The sequence below is a fragment of the Terasakiella sediminum genome (assembly GCF_033100395.1).
GTDB lineage: Bacteria > Pseudomonadota > Alphaproteobacteria > Rhodospirillales > Terasakiellaceae > Terasakiella.
In genome coordinates, this window is the sequence record NZ_JAWLVJ010000026.1 from 1 (window position 1) to 20,140 (window position 20,140).

Genomic DNA, 20,140 nt, shown 5'->3' on the forward strand with positions numbered 1-20,140 from the left:
AACGCCAAACCAAATGCACAGAAAAGCCCGCTGCCAAAAGCAACGGGCTTAACCTAAAACCGTCAACGTATTTTAGGACGGGTCATTCTTTTGTTGTTTGAAAGGCCAAGCTTGGTTATCTTGTTCGCTAACTATATCTATTGGTAAACGGGAGTGCCTCTGAAAGAGGTCTTGATTGATGGTTAAAATGGCTGATTTTCGTAAAGTTCTTATGGGCAGCGCCTGCGCGTTAGGCCTCATGATCACGACACAGGCAGATGCACAAGTTGCAAGCCTCTACGATAACAACGTGATGATCGATCTTTCAGTTCTGGAAGATAACGGGCTGAATACGTCAGGTCCGTCTGCCGCTATGCGCACCCCACAAGCGGTTGGCAAGATGCCACCACTGGCGATGCCAAAATCAACCTTCCACGGCCTGCCAAGCGGGGTTGTGTCCAAACGTTCCGGTGCGGCCCAAATGCCTGTACCGGGTCAGGAACCAACCTCTCGCATCGTGTTACGCAAGCCAACAATGACAGCACCTGCTGCGCCAAGCCTGCCCAGCACGCGCCTTGCCAAAACAAACGACATCAAGCTGAAAAAGCCCGAAGCACCAAAACCAATGGAAAAGAAAGCGGTTGTTGCCAAAGCAGCACCCAAGCCAATGGTCAAGGTCGCGCCAAAGCCGACACCCGTTCCAAAAGTCGCGAAAATCACCAACACACCTGCGCCTAAGCCAGTCATGGCAAAAGCACCGGAAGCACCAAAACCAGTCGCAGCTCCTGTGAAACCAGTGGAAGTGGCAAAGGTTGAACCTGTAAAGGCCCCAACCCCACCAGCGCCGCCTGCACCGAAGAAAATGGAAAAGCGCACACCGCCACCAGCCCCTGCTGCACCCGCCAAAGTGATGGCCGAGGCACCACCGCCCCCACCGCCATCCGCGATTGAGCCGAAAAAAGTCGCTTCCGCGATGAAGAGCGAAACCAAGGATAAACCCCCGACACAAACATCCGCGCTTCCTTCTGTCAGCGAAGCAACTGTGCGCGTGACCTTTAAATCCGGGGCTAGCCAATTGCCAGAATCATCAAAAGACAGCCTGAAGATGCTGGCTGATGAACTGCTGGCCCGCCCGGGTGATCGTGTGCAGTTGCTGGCTTATGCCGGTGGTGAAGATGTTTCTTCGTCCAAAGCACGTCGTCTGTCTTTGTCTCGTGCTCTGGCTGTGCGTTCCCACCTTCGTGACCTGGGGATCAAGAGTACACGCATTGACGTTCGTGCCCTTGGGAACAAAACCAATGAAGAGCCATTTGACCGGGTAGACGTTCAAATCACACCTTAAATATAAATCCATCTTTTTCGGTCTGGAGCTAACATGACCCGTCCACAACGTTACCTCATTCGGATGGTTTTATTTCTTGCCTGTGTTGGCGTTGCAGCCTTTCTGCTGTTTAGTCAACTGCAGGACGCGTTCTTTGCCAACCCGGCCCTGAACGGTTTGATCCTTGGCGTCTTGCTAATCGGGATCATCAACAACTTCCGCCAGGTTCTATTGCTAAACCCGGAAGTCCGCTGGATCGAAGAATTCAAGTCAGACCGTGCGAGCACCAGCAGTTCATCTGCGCCGCGCCTGCTCGCGCCCATGGCCGTGATGCTGGGCGAACGTGAAAGCGGGCAATTTACTCTGTCTGCGCTATCCACCCGTTCCCTGCTGGACGGCATTGCCACACGGCTTGAAGAACATCGTGACCTGTCGCGCTACAATGTCGGCCTTCTTATCTTCCTTGGCCTTTTAGGGACCTTTTGGGGTCTTTTGACCACCGTTGGGTCCGTCGGTGACGTCATCAGCAACCTGACCATCGGCAGCGGCGGTGATCTGGCTGTTGTGTTTAATGACCTGAAACGTGGTCTGGAAGCCCCGATTGAAGGTATGGGAACCGCGTTCAGTTCCTCCCTCTTCGGTCTGGCAGGCTCCCTCGTTCTGGGTTTTCTTGATTTGCAAACCGGGCAATCACAAAACCGTTTTTATACCGACCTTGAAGATTGGCTGTCTGCACAGACCCGCCTGTCAAGCGGTGCATTATCTGATGCCGCAGGTGACCAGTCCGTGCCCGCATACGTTCAGGCCTTGCTGGAACAGACCGCTGACAGCCTTGAAAAACTGCAACGCACCATGACACGATCTGAAGAAAGCAAGGCAGCGTCTAACGCACAGTTTATGGAACTGACATCTAAGCTGGGGGCGCTAACTGACACCATGCACACCGAACAAATGCTGATGCAGAAACTGGCCGAAGGTCAACTTGCGCAAAAAGGATTGTTGGAAAAGATCGCACATGGCAGCGGCGGTGGGGCTGGTTTGGATAACACCAGCAAGACCCATCTTCGCAACATCGATGTCTACACCCAGAAACTGGTGGAAGAAATCGGGGCAGGTCGCGAAGAAAGTATTTCTCAGATCAGGCAGGAAATCCGCCTGTTAGCACGCACCATCGCAGCCAAGGACGCTTAAGATGGCGTTGGGGCGACGCAGACGAATTCATCAGGACAACATCTGGCCGGGCTTTGTAGATGCGCTCGCAACGCTGTTGATGGTGATCATCTTCTTGTTGATGATCTTCGTGCTCGCCCAAATCTTTTTATCAGAAACACTGTCGGGTCGTGAAAACACCCTGGACAGGCTTAACACCCAGATGTCGGAACTGACCGACTTGCTTAATCTGGAACGCAAAGCCAACGAAGACCTGCGCGATAATATGAGCAATCTCTCGACCGAGCTTCAGGCCTCGGTCAAATTGCGCGATGACCTAAGTGGACGGCTGGAAAGTCTGGAAAAAGACAACGCCCAGATTAATGAAAAACTCGCTGATGCCTTCAAGACGATTGAGGCAGATCGGGAAACACTGGAAGTCAAACTGGCTGAACTTGCCAAGATGCGCGAAGATGTCGCAGCCCTTGAAGCCCTGCGTGATGATCTGACCAAAGAGATCAGAGAACAAGCCAGCAAACTGGACCAGAAAGACGGTCAACTAATCGAAGAACGTCAACTGGCAGAGTCAGAGCGTGCCCAAAAGGCCCTGATGAACAAACAACTTGCAGCCCTTCGTCAGCAGCTTGCGGCCATTCAGGAAGCTTTGGATGCTTCTGAAACCCTGAATGAAGAACAGAAAACACAGATTAAATCATTGGGTAAACGCCTGAATGCCGCCCTTGCAACCAAGGTGCAGGAACTAAATAAGTATCGTTCTGAATTTTTCGGCGAACTGCGTAAAGTACTGGGCAAACAATCCGGCGTGCGCATTGTCGGCGACCGTTTTGTCTTCCAATCCGAAGTGTTGTTCCAGTCTGGGCAGGCCAAACTGGGGGCTGAAGGGGTAATCCAGCTGAAACATCTCGCCAAACAGCTTAAAGAAATCTCAGCCAAAATCCCCAACAAGGTAAACTGGATTTTGCGCGTCGATGGCCATACCGATGACATTCCGATCAAGAACATCAAGTTCCCCTCCAACTGGGAACTCTCCACCCAACGTGCCATTTCGGTTGTGAAAGCCCTGATAGAAGAAGGCATAGCACCGGAACGTCTGGCCGCAACAGGCTTTGGGGAATTCCAGCCGATTGATCCCAAGAAAGATGAAATTGCACGCCGTCGCAATCGCCGTATTGAATTAAAGCTGACACAACGCTAAAACATCATTGCCCTTATTCAGCCAAATTTTATGGTCATAAGGCATGCATGCCGTAAACCAGCCTTAGGAAGTCGCCCAACATGTTCGTGTTATTTCTTGTTGTCTTTATCGACCTTGTTGGCTTTGGCATTGTGATCCCTTTGTTGCCATTTTTTGGGGAACATTTTAACGCCTCACCCGATGTGGTGACCCTGTTGCTGGCAACCTATTCCATCACCCAGTTGATCTCAGCCCCTATTTTAGGGCGCATGAGTGATAAATATGGCCGCCGCCCGATCTTGCTGTTTTCGCTGCTGGGTTCAGTCATTACCTATATCTGGCTGGGCTTTGCAGAAACGCTGATGATGCTGTTTATCGCACGCGCCTTTAACGGCCTGATGGCGGGCAATATCGCAACGGCCTTTGCCTATATCGCCGACATCACAACGCCTGAAAACCGTGCCAAGGGCATGGGGGTGATCGGTGCCGCCTTTGGGCTGGGCTTTATCGCAGGTCCGGCAATCGGTGGCATTCTGGCTGGCCCGGACGCGGCCAATGCCAACTTCCAACTCCCCTATCTGGTGGCAGCCGGACTTTCAGGCCTTGCGCTGATCATCGCCATGGTGAAACTGAAAGAATCTCTATCCGAAGAAGCCCGCGCCAAAATTGCAGGCATGCCGCCACGCAAACACTGGCAATCCTTCTTTGAAACACTGATGCGCCCGCGTCTGGGGCTGCTGATCGGTCTTTCTTTCCTGTGCACCTTTGTGTTTGCCGGGATGGAAACCACCTTTGCCATGTGGACACGTCGCGAGTTTAATTGGGGACCGGAACAAAATGGTTACCTCTTCGCCTTCCTGGGTATCATCAGCGCCATGATCCAGGGCGGCATGATCGGTCGGTTGTCCAAGAAATATGGCGAAGGCAAGCTCGTGATTATTGGTAGTTTGCTCTTAGGCCTTGGCATCGGCATGATCCCCTTCAGCCATAATTTGCCGCTTCTGTTGGTCGCAACCACTATCCTTGCCATCGGCTTCGCGCTTTCCACCCCATCGCTGAACAGCCTGATTTCTTTTGAGGCAGGCGAAACCGAACGCGGCGGGGTTATGGGCGCCAGCCGATCTGCTGCAACGCTTGCACGCGTGCTGGGACCGATCCTTGCAGGTATCCTGTTTGCCAATATCAGCCGTGATGCGCCTTACTTTACAGGTATGGTGGTGATGTTTATTGTGACAGCCATTGCGCTTGTAAAACTAAGTTCTGAACGTGCACCCAAGGTAGCTGAGGCTTCTGAGTAAGCTACCCTGTCATCCCGACACACTCTTTCGTCATCCCTGCGAAGGCAGGGATCTACTAAACGCTTGACATAAATTCCTGCCTTCGCAGGGATGACAAGGTCTAGTTAAAAGGCGCGGCGCACAACACCGACCTCTGTGCCATTGCGATTTAGCAGCGGTTTTTCATATAAATCCGCCACACCAGCGCGATCAAAGTCTTCTTTGCTAAAGACACCCAGCTCAACCAGAATCGCACTGACAATCATTTCAGCCCCGCGGTAGGTGCCGTCATCGCACTTGACCGCAAAACCATACCCCTTTTCAGGAACGAAAGCTGTAAAGACCCCCTCTGCGCCAAGCTTGATAAATACCTTTTCAGGAAAAGCCGTCATCATCCGGGTGCAATAACGATCCGTCCCTGCCACCATAAACGGTGCGGCAAAGATGGCCTTGGTCAGTTTCTTCATGGCTGCTTCACGATCCGCACTCACCCGACCAGCCGGATTAGCGAACTTTGAAAAACCAAGTGCCAGGTTCTTTAACGGAAAAGCCCATGTTGGGATGGCGCATCCATCAATCCCCACTGGCGCATCGCTTAAATCCACTTCACATAAGTCTTCCAGTGTCTCACGGATTAGAACCTGTAAAGGATGGTCCGGTTCGGTATAGCCAACCGGGGAAACCTTATTGTGTTTCAAGTAAGCCAGAAACCCTGCGTGCTTGCCGGAACAGTTGTTATGCAACACAGAAGGTGTTTCACCTTCCATGGCAAGGCTGCGCCCGGCTGCTTCATTCATAGGCCAGTGTGAACCACATTTTAAAAGTTCTTTAGACAGCCCCATCTTGTTCAGCATGGACGTCACCGCCCCCACATGCTGCACTTCCCCGCCGTGGGATGAACAGGCAAGGGCCAGTTCTTCGTCGCTAAAGCCAAAGGCATCAGCGGCCCCGCTTTCCACAAAGGCAAGCGCCTGGATAGCCTTGATGCTGGAACGGCCAAAGACGTCCTGATCGATATCGCCCTTGTTCAAGACGACATCACCGTTCGGATCGATCACACAAAAAGCCCCGCGATGGCGGCTTTCCACAATCCCCCCACGGGTGACTTCGACCAGAACAGGGTTACTCATGACAAAGGCGCATTCAGTTCAGCCGACAGACGCTCAAGGAAGTTTGCGTCATCACGTGTACCGATCCACTGACCATCTTTATAATCATAATGGGTCGCCCCGCTTTTAGGCGATGCCATCCAGATTTGTTTGTTGGGCGCATGCTTGTTGATGATGTAGGTTCCGCCTGCATCCAGTTCAATCTCAAGAATCCCGTCCTGCAAATCAACGTCCGCAGCATCGCCAATGGCGTCTTCCAGCTGATCAAACAGACCGTCCAAAAGTTCATCAGCAATTTCGTGGAACTGGCTTTCATCAAAAGACATGCGTTTTTTCCTTTAATTCGTCTAAAGTTTCATGGGATATAGCAATGCAGTGGTTGATCCACAAGGTCAATTACAGAAATATGAAAAGAAGGTCTTGCACAGTCTTTGCAATCTCGTTATATAAGCGCCTCGTTTTCCCGACAACTTAAGTCGTGGGCCCATTATTGCGACTAGATTTATTGAGACGAAAAATGCAAAAAGATATCCATCCTGACTACCACGAAATTACCGTTCAAATGACTGACGGCAGCACGTTCACAACCCGTTCCACATGGGGTAAACCGGGCGACGTGATGAAACTCGACATCGATCCTAAATCTCACCCAGCTTGGACAGGCGTTCACCGTCTGCTCGACTCTGGTGGGCAGCTGGCGAAATTCAACAAGCGTTTCTCCAACTTCGGCATCAAATAAGGCGCGAGCTCTCTCGCTCCCTTGTCGGGATAAACAGTTCAAAGGCGACAAACCTTCAGGGTTCTGTCGCCTTTTTCTGTTACGGTATATTACGTGGTTGAACTTACCGCCAAGGCGTTGCACAATTAATCTAACTTGAAGTTTTTAAAATAAGAAATCGGCAATGAGCAACGCAGATAAACGACTCGTCACCAAAGACACCCTCTCTTACGCAGAGATGCAAAAACTCGCCTCCCACGAGAATTTAGCGATTCGGTGTCAATTGGCAGAACGTCAGGATTTGAAACCGGAAATCCTCTATTTCCTTGCCGAAGACGACAATATGGAAGTGCGCCGCCGGATCGCGGTGAACCCGACGACTCCGCGTCAAGCTGACCTTTTGCTGGCGCGCGACAAAGATGAAGCTGTCCGTCTTGAATTGACCGAAAAGATTGCCAACCTCGCGCCCGATGTCAGTGCAGCCGAACAAAGTAAAATCCAGACCCTGACCTATGACGCCTTAAAGCTCCTGTCACAAGACCAGGCAACCAAAGTTCGTCAGATTCTGTCTGAAACTTTAAAAGATGTGGTGGATGCGCCCGGCGATATCATCAAGCATCTGGCACGTGATATGGAAGTGGTGGTTGCAGGCCCTGTGCTACAATTCTCCCCGGTGCTGACCGATGATGACCTGCTTGAAATCATCGACTCCACCCATGCCAAGGGCGCGCTAAATGCGATTTCCAAGCGTGAGAGTGTTTCTGAAAGCATTTCTGAGGCCGTGATCGCCACCAATGTGGAAAGCGCGATTGCAGACCTTCTCTCCAACAACAGTGCCCAAATTCGTGAAGACACGCTGGACATGCTGGCAGAGAGTGCTGAAAGCGTTGAAGCATGGCATGCCCCCCTGACCCAACGCCCCAAACTCAGCGCCAAAGCCGCCAACCGCATGGCCCATTATCTGGCCGATAACCTGCTAACAACCTTGCAGGAACGAAAAGACCTGCCCGACGAAGTTCTTGATACCGTCAAAGAAGTGGTAAAGCAGCGCATTGATGCAGATGAGGCCGAAGAAGAAGAAACCGTCGATCCCATTGATGAGGTTCGAGAACTCAAAGAAAAGGGCGAACTGACAGAAGAACGTCTGGGGGATTGGCTGGATAACAGTGAATGGCTTTATGCCACATCTGCTTTGGCCGTTATGGCCGATATGCGCCGGGTGACGATTAAAAAAGTCCTAGCTTCCCAAAGCGGCAAAGGGCTGATGGCTTTGGCATGGAAAGCCGGGTTAAGCGCCCAAATGGGGGAAAGCATCCAGTTTAAACTGGCAAAGGTTCCCGTCAAAAACCTGCTCAAGGCAACCGAAGACGGCAACTATCCGCTGGATGAGGATGAACTTTCCTGGCATCTGGAACTTTTCGGCGACAGTTAATTTTTTTCAAATCGCCCCCTTGCGTGTCAAAAAACACCTTCCTATTTCCTGTGCATGCTTGATGACAACAGGCGCCGCCAAGCGGGTCTGACTTTGTATCAAACATATGAACATAGCCTGGCCCATGTTGGGGAGGCTGCATTTTAAATCATGTTGCTCATAGGAGAATATGAACATGTCCAATTTTGACTTATCGCCACTTTTCCGTTCCTCTGTTGGTTTTGAACGTATGCAACGCGCACTGGATGCCGCTGCACATCTGGATAACGCCGCAAACTCTTATCCGCCTTACGATATTGAAGTTTCCGGTGAAGACAGCTACCGCATCACGCTGGCCGTTGCAGGCTTTGCAGAAAATGAACTGGATATCACGGCGAAAGAAAACTTCCTTGTCGTTTCAGCAGAAGCCAAAACCGATGAAACACAGGAAAAAGAATACCTCCATCGTGGCATTGCCCGCCGTGCATTTGAGCGCCGCTTCCAGCTGGCCGATCATGTGAAAGTCACGGGTGCAAGCCTTGATAACGGTCTTTTGAATATTGATCTTGTGCGTGAAGTGCCACAAGCCCTGAAACCCCGGAAAATTGAAATTTCCACAACAGACGTCAAAACACTAGAATCGAAAGCAGCCTAACCTGCGCAAACACTCCCCCTCCCTGTTCTAGTGTAAACTCGGGAGCTCGCTAAAGGCTCCCACGGTGTGTCATCAGTCACTCCCCCCCATTACCCCGGATTGATGACACACCTTTTCTTTTTTCCAATTTCTTTAAAAAACTTGTCCAATCAGTCAAGTCAGTGATAGTCTTTGAAATCGGTGCCATTATCAAAGGAAGGGCTTAGGCCGCATGCGTATCGATACCGAAGTCAAACTTGACTATAAAAACGTTCTTATCCGTCCCAAACGATCTGATCTTTTGTCACGTTCCGAAGTTGATATGGAACGCGAATTCCGTTTTCCCCATGCATCCGGAACCTGGAAAGGCGTGCCCATCATCGCCGCCAACATGGATACCGTCGGCACATTCGAGATGGCAAAGGCGCTCGCCAACCACGGGGCCATGACCGCCCTTCACAAATTCTATCAGCTTGATGATTATCAGCGCTATTTCATGGAAGATGCGCCTGCAGCCAACATCAATCCATGGACACGCACCTTCCTGTCTTTTGGCATTACAGAAACAGATGTGGAAAAGCTGGATCACGCCCTGACGATGGCAGAACAACGCCCGGGCGATGAACCCGTCTTTGTCTGTCTCGACGTCGCCAACGGCTATAGCGAGCGTTTTGCCCGCATCGTTGAAAAAATCCGCAAAACTCACAAGGACGCCGTCATTATGGCGGGCAATGTGGTCACAGGCGAGATGACCGAACAGCTGATCATCTCCGGTGCCGATATCGTCAAGGTCGGCATTGGCCCCGGCTCCGTCTGTACCACCCGAAAAATGACTGGCGTGGGCTTCCCGCAGCTTTCTGCCGTTATCGAATGTGCAGATGCTGCCCACGGCCTGAAAGGCCTTGTCTGCGCCGATGGGGGCTGCACGGTCCCCGGTGATGTCGCCAAAGCCTTTGCAGGCGGGGCAGACTTCGTCATGCTCGGCGGGATGCTCGCAGGCCATGATGAATGTACCGGACAGGTGATCACCCGACGTTACCTCACCAACGAACTGGATGAAAACGACAAACAGATCGTGCGCGAAGAAAAGTTCCACGAATTCTACGGCATGTCTTCCGACACCGCCATGAACAAACACTACGGCGGTGTCGCCAAATACCGCGCCAGCGAAGGCAAACGCGTCGAAATCCCCTATCGCGGAGCTGTCGATGGCACGCTCATGGAAATCCTCGGCGGCGTGCGCTCGACTTGTACGTATGTCGGGGCACAGAGTTTGAAAGAACTATCCAAACGCACGACGTTTGTGACGGTGAGCCAGCAGATTAATGAAGTTTTTGGGAAGTTTTAATTTCATTTGCTTCCCTTGGCACAATACTGATATCAACTACGATTGTAAGACGAACGTGAGGCTATTTAGCATTTAACCGCTAAAGGTTATCATCGAACGTCCACTAATTGGAATATTAGCAGGGACATTGTTCATGCCTATCGGCCTAATGATCATTATCGTTCTCGGAATGCTTTTTCTGTGTATCGCAAAAAGCTGTTGGCGATATTTCTCATATAGAAGAAAACAAAAAAGACTCAAAAAACACTCATAAACCTCGTCGCAACAATCTGTATCCATACGTCATACATTTATTGACACCTGTATCCCTAATGGATACAATGCTTAAGATGATTAAGAACTTTGGAAATAAAGAAACCGAATACCTTTTTGAAAGTGGTAAAAGTAGGAAAATTCCTTCCACCATTTTAAAGGTTGCCAGACGTAAGCTGGATATGATTGACGCGGCAAAAGAACTTGCTGATTTAAGAATTCCACCTGCTAATCGTTTGGAGGCACTGGTCGGTGATTTAATCGGTTTCCATAGTATTCGCATCAACAAACAATGGCGTGTCATTTTTGAATGGAAAGAGGATGGCGCGCATAATGTTGAAATTGTGGACTATCACTAGGAGGTAATATGTCTCGCATTAGAACACATCCCGGCGAAGTATTGCGCGAAGAGTTTATGGAACCTCTCAATATGTCTGCTGGAAAAATTGCAAAAGCCATTGGTGTCCCCCGTGACAGAATTGAAAAATTGTCTCGGGAGCAAAAGGGCATGAGCGCTGATACCGCTTTGCGCTTGAGTAAACTGTTTGGAACAACGCCTGATTTCTGGATGAATTTACAGTCTTCATATGAGTTGTCTGTTGTGAAATCTCAGAACAATTTTGATGACATTCACATGCTGGACTCTTTGCAGGTCCAATAATAATTTTTAGGTAAGCCTACAAAGGAAATGAATGTGTCAGATAAAAATGATTTTTCAGATTTAACAGACCATGAATTAGTTCAAGCATATTGCCAAACGGGCGACCCTTGGGTTTTTGAAATGCTTAAAGCAGAAGAAAGACGCCGAACAGCAGAGAAAGCCATTAAACAGGCTACGACATCAAACAAGATTGCTATTGCGTCTTTGATCGTAGCTACAGGCAGTTTAGGCGTGGCCGTTTTGACAATGTTGTCCGTTTTTGAATAAGTTTTTCGTAAAACAATACCCTCACCGCTCCGGCCCCGGCCAGTGCACGTGATGCGCATCAATGGCGAAGGGATGCGCGTGACGGACTTCTTTATGGCGATGTTCGTGGATGTGGGGTTCGGGGCCTTCCCAGCCTTCGTGGTCGTGATCGTGGTGGTTGTCATCATGGGTGTGGGGATGGTCGTGGTGATGGGCGTAGTGGGTATGGGCCACCACCACCGGATCATTTGTCGGCCAGAGCTTTAGGGCCCAGAGCGTCATCAAGAACGCGATGGCCGCCATGATGGTGAAGGTTTGAGCGAGACCAAGGCTTGCCCCCAGCCATCCGGCCAGCGCATAACCCAAGAACCATGCCCCATGCGATAAAGCGAAGTTGGCACTGAAATAGGCCGCACGGTCGCCGTCCGTTGTGGAACGGGTCACCACGCGCGCGGCTGGCGTCTGGATGCAGGACCAGCCGACACCGAGTAAAAACCAGATACAGGCGACACCGAACAATCCCGGCAGGGTCATGCCCCACAACAGGGCAGAGGCTATGATACTGCCGCCTGCGACCATCAAGGGGCGATCCGGCAGACGTTCCAGCAGTTTGGGCAGAAAGAGTGCGACCAGCATAGAGCCACAACCCGACGCCATCATGATATAGGCGGTTTCTGTTTCCCCAAGGCCCAGATGGGCACGCACATAGACCACACTGTTGACAATCACCATCGCTCCGCCCGCGGCCACACAGGCATGAAGCGCCAGAAGCCCACGCAAGCGTGGGGTTTTAAGGTATGCCACCACCCCGAAGGTGATATTTTTGATGATGGAGGCTTCACGTTGAGCGATGGCTGATTTTGGCAGGACCGTGATCAACACCAAAAGGGCAGAGACAAGGAACGTCACCCCATTGACCATAAACAACAGATCAAACGACCAGATGGTCAGTAAAAGCGCCGCCAATGTGGGGCTGAGCAGATTTTCCAGATCGTAGGCCAGTCGCGAATAAGACAGCGCCTTGGTGTAGCGTTGCTCGTTCGGCAGAATATCCGGGATGATGGATTGAAACAGCGGGGTAAAACAGGCTGAACAGACATTCACCCCAAAGATCACCCCGTATAGCTGCCACGGTTCGGACAGAAACGGCAGGGTGAGGATCAATCCGGCACGCACCAAATCAAGTACGATCAAGGTGGCTTTTCTGGGCAGCAAATGTGCAAAACCGCCTGCGATGGGGGCCACACAAACGTAAGCCACCATCTTGATGGCGAGCGCGGTGCCCAAGACCTGCCCGGCATTATCTCCTGCCATATCGAAGGCCAGCAGGGCCAGCGCAATGGTGGTCAGGCCTGTACCGACAAGGGAGGTGACTTGCGCCAGAAAAAGGTGGCGGTAAGCAGCATTCTTAAGGGGGGAAGCGACAGATTGGCTCATGAAAATGATTTTAAATTGTTGAAATCGGCTATTTGGTTCAAATATATCTGCAAATAAGATATGGTCAAACGATTGAAGTCTAAAACCTTATTCACATGCAGTTACTTTTTATCATCGCTTTTGGTTTAACGGTTCTCGCCTCCCTCTTTATCGGGAGTGCCATGTCCAATGGCTATGCGCCTTACAGTGCGGCTGTCGGCGCGTTATTTTCCTTGTTGGGGCTGTTTATGCCGTTTATGAGCGAATATAGCGTGCTTCACCGCGGTTTTTCCAAAATTGGTGATAATTTCAAAAGTCTGATGGGCACGGAAGCCCCGGTCAAGGGCGAGGTGGAAATCATCATGCCCGGCCAATCACGCGCACCTGCCGAACAATATAATCTGCAGAAAAAGACCCAGTCGCGCTTTGGCATTGTCTTTGTGCTGGTCATCGCCTTTGGTCTGATTTCCTATGATGCCGTCAGTTTTTATATTCTGGGCGATGGGCTTGAATCCAATAACGGGCCGATCAGTAACTTCTAGAGTTTCTCTGCCAAATCAGCCGCGATTTTTGCCGACAAGGCCGCATTATTTTTAATCAGGGCCATATTGCTGAGCTTGCTTTTGCCTTCAGATAATTCTCCTACTCGCTTTAACAGATAGGGCGTGACGTCCTTACCCGTTACCGTCATTTCATCCAACGCCTGTGTGATAAAGGCTTCGATTTCTGCACGTGGGATTTCATCTTCTGCCGGGATGGGATTGGCAACCAGCACGCCGCCTGCAAATTCCATACTGTCGGGCCAGCGGGTCAGGTTCCATTTATGCAGAAGAACTTCACTGATCTGATCCACCTCATCCAGTCGCACCGTATTGGATAGCCCGCTGTTTCGATAATAAAAGGCAGGAAACTCATCACAGCCATAGCCAATGACCGGAACCCCTTTTGTTTCCAGCACTTCCAATGTCTTGGGCAGATCCAGAACGGCTTTTGCGCCTGCGGAAACCACACAGACGGACGTGCGCCCCAACTCTTCCAGATCAGCGGAGATATCAAAAGTTTCCTCACCGCCACGGTGCACGCCACCGACCCCGCCTGTTGCAAAGATACGAATACCTGCGTGATGGGCGATGATCATGGTGGTGGCAACTGTTGTGCCGCCCGTTTGTTTAAGCGCTAATGCCAAGGGAAGATCACGGCGGCTGAGTTTCTTTGCGCCCTGATCCTTTGCCAGCCGTTCCAACTCGTCCCGGTTTAAGCCCACCCGGATTAACCCGTCGATCACAGCAATGGTTGCTGGGACCGCGCCATTTTCTCGCACGGTTTCTTCCAGTTCCAGGGCGGTCTGTAGATTTTCAGGATAGGGAAGCCCATGGGTGATAACGGTACTTTCCAGCGCCACAACGCCTTTTCGCGTACTAAAAGCCTCGCGGACCTCGTCAGAGAGAACCTGTCTGCGATAAGTCTTTCTCATGACCCCATATCCTTATCTAAAACCAGCGGTGGAACAGCCTAACAAAAGATTTAAGCTTGCGTCTATCTCAATCCTAAGAGATTGTAGAAGAAAGCGTTTCAAAGGGGATAAAGACACATGGCTTTTCATCGCTTCAAAGGAATTTCAATCGGGCTTTGCCTGTTGCTGCTGTCGGCTTGTGCCAATCAGCCAACACCACAGGAAGCCGCCCAACTAAAAGAAATGCCTGATCTTGTCCCCATTCCGGCCTCTATCTTTTTTATGGGATCGGGCGATCCGGAACGTGAAACGGCATATCGTGCAGATGAAGCCGCGTATCATACGGCAGTGACGCGAAATCAGGGCTGGTATGAATATGAATTGCCCTCTTTCAAGACACGCCTGCCCAGATTCTTTATCACCAAATATCCCATCACCAATTATCAATATGCCGCCTTTATTCGCGAAACCCGCCGCGAAGCCCCGGATGTGGATGTAGTGGACTGGAATAGCTATGGGCTGAACCATCCGTTTGAAAGCACACGCAAGTATGCCTGGGATGAAGATGGCTTCCCCCAGGGGCGCGAAGACCATCCGGTCGTTCTGGTCGATTATAATGATGCCCGGGCCTATGCGGAATGGCTGAGCCTGAAGACCGGACGATATTGGCGCCTGCCAACGGAAAGTGAATGGGAACTGGCGGCACGTGGTCTGGATGGTCGGGCCTATCCCTGGGGACAGAACTTTAATCCGGCCAAAGCCAACACCGCCGACCTTGGCCCACACGATACCATGCCCGTCGGGTCTTTCCCACGTGGGGCCAGCCCGTTTGGCGTCATGGATATGGCAGGCCAGGTCTATGAATGGACCAGTACACCGGGGGAACGCGGCCGCATGACCGTCAAGGGCGGGGCCTGGGATGATCGCGGCTGTGGCGTCTGTCGGGCAGCCGCGCGTCATCACCGCCGTGCCGATATGAAGCATACCCTGATCGGTTTCCGCCTGGTGCAAGAATTCGCGAAATAGCGCCCGCTAGACCGCACGGATTTTTTCGATAAACCCGTGGATAAAGCTACTCATACTCTCTGCCTGTGATTTCACGTCACCGGAGGCCTGATGGACGTTGTCAGCGGCACCTTCCGTATCAGTGGCAAGTGTGCTGACGCCTTCTATATTTTGCGTCACATCACTGGTCCCGCTGGAGGCCTGTTCCACATTGCGGGCAATTTCCTGCGTTGCCGCCATTTGTTCTTCTACAGCAGCGGCTATGATGGAGGCAATTTCATCCATCTGATTGATCACACCGGAAATCCCGCCAATGGCTTCCACCGCATTGTCGGTTGAGCTCTGTACATCCCCGATCTGGGCAGAAATTTCTTCAGTCGCTTTAGCCGTTTGGGTCGCAAGATTTTTAACCTCGCTTGCCACAACTGCAAACCCTTTGCCTGCTTCACCTGCGCGTGCTGCTTCAATCGTTGCATTCAGGGCCAAAAGGTTGGTCTGATCGGCAATGTCATTAATCAGATTGATCGCATCACCAATGCGTTGCGCGGCCTGAGACAGGCTTTTCACCGTGTCATTGGTCTCTTGCGCCTTGATCACAGCCTGGCCTGCAATTTTAGTGGAATTTGCCGCCTGTGTGCCAATCTCCTTAATGGACGCCGCCAGTTCTTCAGACGCAGACGCCACGGTCTGCACATTGCTGGAGGCTTCGGTGGCCGCTGTTGAAACTGCACTTGATCGCTGGTTCAACTGGTCGGCTGCGGATTTCATCTGATCGGCGGTCGAACTCATCTGTGAGATTGAGGCATGAACCGTGGTCAGCACCTGATCTGAATCTTCTTCAAACCCTTTGGTCAACAGGATGATCTGACGGGCACGTTCCTGCTGGACTTCCTGTTCTGCAGCCTGTTCTTCGGCAAGTTGGTCCGCACGGATCATATTTTCTTTAAAGACCAGAACACTGCGGCCCATATCACCCAGTTCGTTGCGCCGTTTGGTAATGGGGATATCAATGGTCTTATCCCCACCTGCCAAAGTGGTCATTACATTAGTCAGGGTATGAATAGGGCGCACGATCTGGCGGGCAACATAGGTCGCTACGACAAAAACAACGATTACCGTCAGGACAATGGTCCAGATGATGGAGCTGGATGTTTGCGCAAGGGTCGTCTGCATAGATTGATTGGCTTTGATCGTGCGCTCTTCAATCTGATGCAGCAGCTTATCAAAAGGATTTTGCGCCTTGGCAAACACAGCAGACAGGGTTTTACTATTTTCCTGAACTGACAGGCGTTTCGCCGCCAACAGTTTGAAATCAGCATGATAGGACTTCATCAAAGACATGATCTGATCCTGATCGCCCTTCGGAATATCACTCTGGATCAGGTCGGCTGAAAATTCTGCCATCCGTTTATCCATGCGATCAATATATTTGGGCGCAAGACGCAGCAAAAAATCTTTTTCATGACGGCGCATCATCAACATGGTCACTGTCAGTCGATCTTTTTCAAATTCCTTAAGCTTGGTCTCAACCGCATGGACCGATCCACGCAACCGTCCGCGCAGACCTTCTTTTTCATTCAGGCCAATCTCCTGCCAAGCATCTGAAACACTGACAAAGGTCTTTTCATACTCCTTCAACATAGCTGTGATATTGTCCAGCACAGCGCGTTCCCCGGATAAAATGGGGTTCTGGACCAGTTGCTTCATCTGGCTGTCAATCAACGCCATAACTTCAGCATGTTTCTGGATATATTTTTCATCAAAACGCAGCAGAAAATCTTTTTCCCGCCGCCGGGCATTCAAAAATTCATAATGGACATTATCGGCCACTTCCATCGCCTTCAGGTCATGATTCATTTCTTCCTGAAGCTCTTCAATGTGTTTTTCTCCGAAAAGAAAGCTCACACCAATAACCAGAAATCCGACAAGCGCGATCAGGCCAATCAGATTAATCTGAACAGCCACTTTTGCATTCTTAAACCAGTTCAACATAGGGATCAGTCCCTTAATTATGTTTCCTCGACACAAGAAATATAATCATTCAGCCCCGGCTTTTTAACCTCTAAGATATTTCTAATTCTTTCCCATCACCCATTAGTTGAAACAGCAGGAAATACTGCAGAAACATTTCGAACCAGAAAGGTGATTTAAACTAAATCAAATCTCGCAAGAGCGAAATAAGCGGGATATCAGCTTCCGGCATGGGCAGTTCACGCATCTTCATCGGATAGACCCATTTCAGCTTCTGCCCCTCTGCCCCATGAGGTTCACCCTTCCAGACACGACAGGCAAACAGGGGCATGAACAGATGGAATTTTTCGTAAGAATGGGACGCAAAGGTTAATGGGGCAAGGCAACTTTCCGTGATATCCACGCCCAGTTCTTCTTTAAGTTCGCGCACTAGTGCGGTTTCCGGTGTTTCACCGTCTTCCACCTTGCCACCTGGGAATTCCCACAGCCCGGCCATGGATTTCCCTTCCGGGCGTTGTGCCATCAGGATACGACCGTCCGTGTCAACCATGGCAACGGCAGAAACAAAAACAACGGGCAGGCCCGGCTTGATGATTTGCTGGCCAAAACAGCCCTGATCTTCTTCGATGTTCATGAACGATAATCCGCGTTGATGGTGATATAACCATGGGTAAGATCACAGGTCCAGACGGTTGCAGAACCATTGGCAATCCCGACATGCACATCAATGTCGATATTTTCACCCTTCATATGGGCCGCCACCGGGGCTTCGTCATAGCCTTCTACAGCTTCGCCTTCACCCGCAATCACCGTGCCGCCAATGGCGATCTGCAGCTTATCACGGTCCGCCTTTTCCCCTGCTTTACCAACCGCCATGACAATCCGACCCCAATTGGCATCTTCGCCTGCAATAGCCGTTTTTACCAACGGAGAATTGGCAATCGCCAACGCAATAGTCTTTGCTGCCTGATCGGTTTCTGCGCCCTTCACCGTAATGCTGACAAATTTAGTTGCCCCTTCGCCATCACGCACGATCTGCTGAGCAAGATCAATCATCAGGGCCTCAAACGCTTCTTTGAACGCAACAAGATCAGCATCTGACAAAGAGGTAATTTCATCATTGCCCGCCTGCCCTGTTGCAGCCAAAAGAACCGTATCACTGGTCGAGGTATCACTATCCACCGTAATGGCGTTAAATGATTTATCGGTTGCGTCCTTCAACAAAGCCTGCAGCACATCCGAAGAAATCGCCGCATCGGTAAAGACAAAAGACAGCATGGTCGCCATATTTGGTGCAATCATGCCGGACCCTTTGGCAATGCCGGAAATGGTCACATCCACATCACCGATCTTTACCTGAGCGCTTGCCGCTTTCGGGAACGTATCGGTGGTCATGATGGCACGCGCGGCATCTTCAAAGCTGCCATTGCCCAGATCGTTTTTCATACCCGCCAGCGCACCTGTGATTTTTTCATCCGGCAGCGCTTCGCCGATCACCCCTGTGGAAGCGGTGAAAATCTCATGTTTGGAACAGTCAAAAATTTTGGTGGATTCCGCAACGATATTTTCAACCGAAGCAATGCCCTTTTTACCGTTAAAGGCATTGGCATTGCCAGAATTCACAATAATGCATTTGGCCTTACCATGACCTTCAACCAAAGCTTCGCGACAGGCATCTACCGGGGCAGAAGCCGTCAACGATTGGGTAAAAACCCCTGCAATGTTTGAACCTTCGGCCAGATCACAAACCATCAGGTCGGTGCGATCCGCGTATTTCACCCCAACGCCACGGGTGGCAAATCGCACGCCCTTTACCGGATGGACATCGGGAAATTTTGCGGGTGCCAGAGGGGAAAGATCAGTCATGGTTTTCTCTTCATTCAAAAAAAAATCGTCATCTGCATCACTTAAGACGCAGATGACGATATAACGCTTAAATATGGATCAGGTAAATCCTTATTTATCCATCTTCATTTCTTTGCCGTCTTTGTCCAGCAAAACGATCTTTGCGTCTTTGCGCAGTGTCTCAACATACGCCCCCACAGATTCATTGCCAATCTGGCTTTCAAGTTCGTGTCTGATGGCATCCAGTTTTGGTGGCTGTGTATCACGGATATCTTCAACCTTGATCACATGATAGCCAAACTGTGTTTGCACTGGTTCTTTTGAAATCTCACCTTTTTTCAGGCTAAAGACAGCTTTATCAAAGGGTGGAACCATCGCCCCTGGGCCAAAATACCCCAGATCACCACCGTCGCGGCCACTCGGACCTGTTGATTTGGCTTTCGCCAGCTCTGCAAAATCAGCACCGCCTTCAAGTTCCTTGATGATCGCTTTTGCTTCTGCTTCTTCTTTCACCAGAATGTGACGGGCATTCACTTCCTGCGAGGGTTTAAAACCCTTGATATGTTCTTGATATGCAGCATTCACACGTTCATCCGTCATCTGCTTTTTGGCATAATCTGAAATAAAGTCACGGGCCAAAACCTGCGCTTCAATGTCTTTCATACGTTTTTTGAACGCGTCTGTTTTATCAAACCCAGCCTTGCGTGCGGCTTGCGACACTATGATACGGTCTGCAATTGTGTTGATCAACATGCCCTGAATACGTTCCAGCGGCATCTGCATTGCCTGCTGACCCATCGCACGTTGCGCTTCAGCAACTTCTGAAAGATAAATCTTTTCCCCATTCACGGTCGCAACAACGTGATCTTCGGCAACCTCGCTTTTGCCATGGTCGTGGGCAATTGCCGCAGTGGAAATAGACAAAGCACCAGCCAGTGCAAGCGCGCGAAATGTGGTTTTGAACATTGTTATAAGACCTCTAAATGGGTGTCGTAAAAATTTGCTAATAGCATAATGCACATCCTTATAGGTGCGTCTATATCTTTTAGGTAACAGCACTGTAACTGTTATGTGCAATTGACATAACAGGCTAACCATTCTATCTCTGTCCGGTTCGTGAATTGTCACGCACCACGAGTGACTAAAATAC

21 protein-coding genes are annotated in these 20,140 nt (G+C 50.6%); 13 read left to right on the forward strand and 8 right to left on the reverse strand.

The annotated features are described in order from the left end of the window. The first annotated feature begins 187 nt into the window (after positions 1–187). From RYZ26_RS16945 to RYZ26_RS16960, 4 genes are all read left to right on the forward strand, one after another. On the forward strand, positions 188–1,321 hold the full coding sequence (locus tag RYZ26_RS16945; protein ID WP_317684435.1) for an OmpA family protein: 1,134 nt from the start codon (positions 188–190) through the stop codon (positions 1,319–1,321). 33 nt (positions 1,322–1,354) lie between these two features. Continuing rightward, positions 1,355–2,491: a flagellar motor protein MotA gene (locus RYZ26_RS16950; protein ID WP_317684436.1), complete on the forward strand. Its 1,137-nt coding sequence runs from the start codon at positions 1,355–1,357 to the stop codon at positions 2,489–2,491. A gap of 1 nt (position 2,492) precedes the next feature. Then, complete coding sequence (locus RYZ26_RS16955) at positions 2,493–3,665, forward strand: peptidoglycan -binding protein (protein WP_317684437.1); 1,173 nt, start codon at positions 2,493–2,495, stop codon at positions 3,663–3,665. Between the two features lie 80 nt (positions 3,666–3,745). After that, positions 3,746–4,942 carry an MFS transporter gene (locus tag RYZ26_RS16960; protein ID WP_317684438.1) on the forward strand — a complete coding sequence of 399 codons (1,197 nt, stop codon included), beginning with the start codon at positions 3,746–3,748 and terminating at the stop codon, positions 4,940–4,942. A gap of 104 nt (positions 4,943–5,046) precedes the next feature. On the opposite strand, the gene RYZ26_RS16965 is transcribed toward RYZ26_RS16960, so the two are convergent. Both RYZ26_RS16965 and RYZ26_RS16970 read right to left on the reverse strand, forming a co-directional pair. Beyond that, positions 5,047–6,051 (reverse strand): asparaginase, encoded by a 1,005-nt coding sequence (locus RYZ26_RS16965; RefSeq protein ID WP_317684439.1) that lies wholly within the window; start codon positions 6,049–6,051, stop codon positions 5,047–5,049. After that, entirely contained in the window at positions 6,048–6,356 is a 309-nt protein-coding gene (locus RYZ26_RS16970) for a frataxin (protein ID WP_317684440.1), read from the reverse strand. Before RYZ26_RS16970 ends, RYZ26_RS16965 begins: the two co-directional genes overlap by 4 nt. 191 nt (positions 6,357–6,547) lie before the next feature. Here RYZ26_RS16970 and rpmE point away from each other — a divergent pair, with 191 nt between their 5' ends. The 7 genes from rpmE to RYZ26_RS17005 all read left to right on the forward strand — a co-directional run bounded on the left by rpmE (position 6,548) and on the right by RYZ26_RS17005 (position 11,321). Next, complete coding sequence (rpmE, locus tag RYZ26_RS16975; protein WP_317684490.1) at positions 6,548–6,769, forward strand: 50S ribosomal protein L31; 222 nt, start codon at positions 6,548–6,550, stop codon at positions 6,767–6,769. Positions 6,770–6,932: 163 nt separating this feature from the next. Continuing rightward, on the forward strand, positions 6,933–8,180 hold the full coding sequence (locus RYZ26_RS16980; protein ID WP_317684441.1) for a DUF2336 domain-containing protein: 1,248 nt from the start codon (positions 6,933–6,935) through the stop codon (positions 8,178–8,180). Between the two features lie 175 nt (positions 8,181–8,355). Further along, a complete protein-coding gene (locus RYZ26_RS16985) occupies positions 8,356–8,814 on the forward strand; it encodes an Hsp20 family protein (protein ID WP_317684442.1) in 459 nt (152 codons plus the stop codon). Between the two features lie 211 nt (positions 8,815–9,025). After that, positions 9,026–10,141, forward strand: coding sequence for a GMP reductase (locus RYZ26_RS16990; RefSeq protein WP_317684443.1), 1,116 nt, complete (start codon positions 9,026–9,028; stop codon positions 10,139–10,141). 329 nt (positions 10,142–10,470) lie between these two features. Then, the gene (locus RYZ26_RS16995) at positions 10,471–10,752 is read left to right on the forward strand and encodes a type II toxin-antitoxin system RelE/ParE family toxin (protein ID WP_317684444.1); all 282 of its coding nucleotides are present in this window, start codon (positions 10,471–10,473) and stop codon (positions 10,750–10,752) included. Between the two features lie 8 nt (positions 10,753–10,760). Further along, the gene (locus RYZ26_RS17000; protein WP_317684445.1) at positions 10,761–11,054 is read left to right on the forward strand and encodes a HigA family addiction module antitoxin; all 294 of its coding nucleotides are present in this window, start codon (positions 10,761–10,763) and stop codon (positions 11,052–11,054) included. A gap of 33 nt (positions 11,055–11,087) precedes the next feature. Continuing rightward, complete coding sequence (locus RYZ26_RS17005; protein WP_317684446.1) at positions 11,088–11,321, forward strand: hypothetical protein; 234 nt, start codon at positions 11,088–11,090, stop codon at positions 11,319–11,321. Positions 11,322–11,342: 21 nt separating this feature from the next. Here RYZ26_RS17005 and RYZ26_RS17010 read toward each other — a convergent pair whose 3' ends face one another. After that, positions 11,343–12,737, reverse strand: coding sequence for an MFS transporter (locus RYZ26_RS17010; RefSeq protein ID WP_317684447.1), 1,395 nt, complete (start codon positions 12,735–12,737; stop codon positions 11,343–11,345). Positions 12,738–12,832: 95 nt separating this feature from the next. On the opposite strand from RYZ26_RS17010, the gene RYZ26_RS17015 reads away from it, so the two are divergent. After that, complete coding sequence (locus RYZ26_RS17015) at positions 12,833–13,258, forward strand: hypothetical protein (protein ID WP_317684448.1); 426 nt, start codon at positions 12,833–12,835, stop codon at positions 13,256–13,258. On the opposite strand, the gene RYZ26_RS17020 is transcribed toward RYZ26_RS17015, so the two are convergent. Continuing rightward, on the reverse strand, positions 13,255–14,190 hold the full coding sequence (locus RYZ26_RS17020; protein WP_317684449.1) for a pseudouridine-5'-phosphate glycosidase: 936 nt from the start codon (positions 14,188–14,190) through the stop codon (positions 13,255–13,257). The genes RYZ26_RS17015 and RYZ26_RS17020 overlap by 4 nt on opposite strands. Positions 14,191–14,307: 117 nt before the next feature. On the opposite strand from RYZ26_RS17020, the gene RYZ26_RS17025 reads away from it, so the two are divergent. Then, entirely contained in the window at positions 14,308–15,195 is an 888-nt protein-coding gene (locus tag RYZ26_RS17025) for a formylglycine-generating enzyme family protein (RefSeq protein WP_317684450.1), read from the forward strand. 6 nt (positions 15,196–15,201) lie between these two features. Here RYZ26_RS17025 and RYZ26_RS17030 read toward each other — a convergent pair whose 3' ends face one another. The 4 genes from RYZ26_RS17030 to RYZ26_RS17045 form a co-directional block, all read right to left on the reverse strand. Then, entirely contained in the window at positions 15,202–17,166 is a 1,965-nt protein-coding gene (locus tag RYZ26_RS17030) for a methyl-accepting chemotaxis protein (protein ID WP_317684451.1), read from the reverse strand. 160 nt (positions 17,167–17,326) lie between these two features. After that, positions 17,327–17,779 (reverse strand): (deoxy)nucleoside triphosphate pyrophosphohydrolase, encoded by a 453-nt coding sequence (locus RYZ26_RS17035; protein WP_317684452.1) that lies wholly within the window; start codon positions 17,777–17,779, stop codon positions 17,327–17,329. Beyond that, a complete protein-coding gene (gene argJ, locus RYZ26_RS17040) occupies positions 17,776–19,011 on the reverse strand; it encodes a bifunctional glutamate N-acetyltransferase/amino-acid acetyltransferase ArgJ (RefSeq protein ID WP_317684453.1) in 1,236 nt (411 codons plus the stop codon). The genes RYZ26_RS17035 and argJ overlap by 4 nt, the downstream gene beginning before the upstream one ends. Positions 19,012–19,101: 90 nt before the next feature. After that, entirely contained in the window at positions 19,102–19,956 is an 855-nt protein-coding gene (locus RYZ26_RS17045) for a peptidylprolyl isomerase (RefSeq protein WP_317684454.1), read from the reverse strand. Positions 19,957–20,140: the final 184 nt, after the last annotated feature.

Coding starts and splice junctions, on each gene's coding strand:
- RYZ26_RS16995 (WP_317684444.1), top strand. CDS start 10,471: ATGATTAAGAACTTTGGAAATAAAGAAACCGAATACCTTTTTGAAAGT.
- RYZ26_RS16970 (WP_317684440.1), bottom strand. CDS start 6,356: ATGTCTTTTGATGAAAGCCAGTTCCACGAAATTGCTGATGAACTTTTG.
- RYZ26_RS16985 (WP_317684442.1), top strand. CDS start 8,356: ATGTCCAATTTTGACTTATCGCCACTTTTCCGTTCCTCTGTTGGTTTT.
- RYZ26_RS16965 (WP_317684439.1), bottom strand. CDS start 6,051: ATGAGTAACCCTGTTCTGGTCGAAGTCACCCGTGGGGGGATTGTGGAA.
- RYZ26_RS16945 (WP_317684435.1), top strand. CDS start 188: ATGGCTGATTTTCGTAAAGTTCTTATGGGCAGCGCCTGCGCGTTAGGC.
- RYZ26_RS17035 (WP_317684452.1), bottom strand. CDS start 17,779: ATGAACATCGAAGAAGATCAGGGCTGTTTTGGCCAGCAAATCATCAAG.
- RYZ26_RS16980 (WP_317684441.1), top strand. CDS start 6,933: ATGAGCAACGCAGATAAACGACTCGTCACCAAAGACACCCTCTCTTAC.
- RYZ26_RS17025 (WP_317684450.1), top strand. CDS start 14,308: ATGGCTTTTCATCGCTTCAAAGGAATTTCAATCGGGCTTTGCCTGTTG.
- RYZ26_RS16960 (WP_317684438.1), top strand. CDS start 3,746: ATGTTCGTGTTATTTCTTGTTGTCTTTATCGACCTTGTTGGCTTTGGC.
- RYZ26_RS17030 (WP_317684451.1), bottom strand. CDS start 17,166: ATGTTGAACTGGTTTAAGAATGCAAAAGTGGCTGTTCAGATTAATCTG.
- RYZ26_RS17015 (WP_317684448.1), top strand. CDS start 12,833: ATGCAGTTACTTTTTATCATCGCTTTTGGTTTAACGGTTCTCGCCTCC.
- argJ (WP_317684453.1), bottom strand. CDS start 19,011: ATGACTGATCTTTCCCCTCTGGCACCCGCAAAATTTCCCGATGTCCAT.
- rpmE (WP_317684490.1), top strand. CDS start 6,548: ATGCAAAAAGATATCCATCCTGACTACCACGAAATTACCGTTCAAATG.
- RYZ26_RS17010 (WP_317684447.1), bottom strand. CDS start 12,737: ATGAGCCAATCTGTCGCTTCCCCCCTTAAGAATGCTGCTTACCGCCAC.
- RYZ26_RS16955 (WP_317684437.1), top strand. CDS start 2,493: ATGGCGTTGGGGCGACGCAGACGAATTCATCAGGACAACATCTGGCCG.
- RYZ26_RS17020 (WP_317684449.1), bottom strand. CDS start 14,190: ATGAGAAAGACTTATCGCAGACAGGTTCTCTCTGACGAGGTCCGCGAG.
- RYZ26_RS17045 (WP_317684454.1), bottom strand. CDS start 19,956: ATGTTCAAAACCACATTTCGCGCGCTTGCACTGGCTGGTGCTTTGTCT.
- RYZ26_RS17000 (WP_317684445.1), top strand. CDS start 10,761: ATGTCTCGCATTAGAACACATCCCGGCGAAGTATTGCGCGAAGAGTTT.
- RYZ26_RS16950 (WP_317684436.1), top strand. CDS start 1,355: ATGACCCGTCCACAACGTTACCTCATTCGGATGGTTTTATTTCTTGCC.
- RYZ26_RS16990 (WP_317684443.1), top strand. CDS start 9,026: ATGCGTATCGATACCGAAGTCAAACTTGACTATAAAAACGTTCTTATC.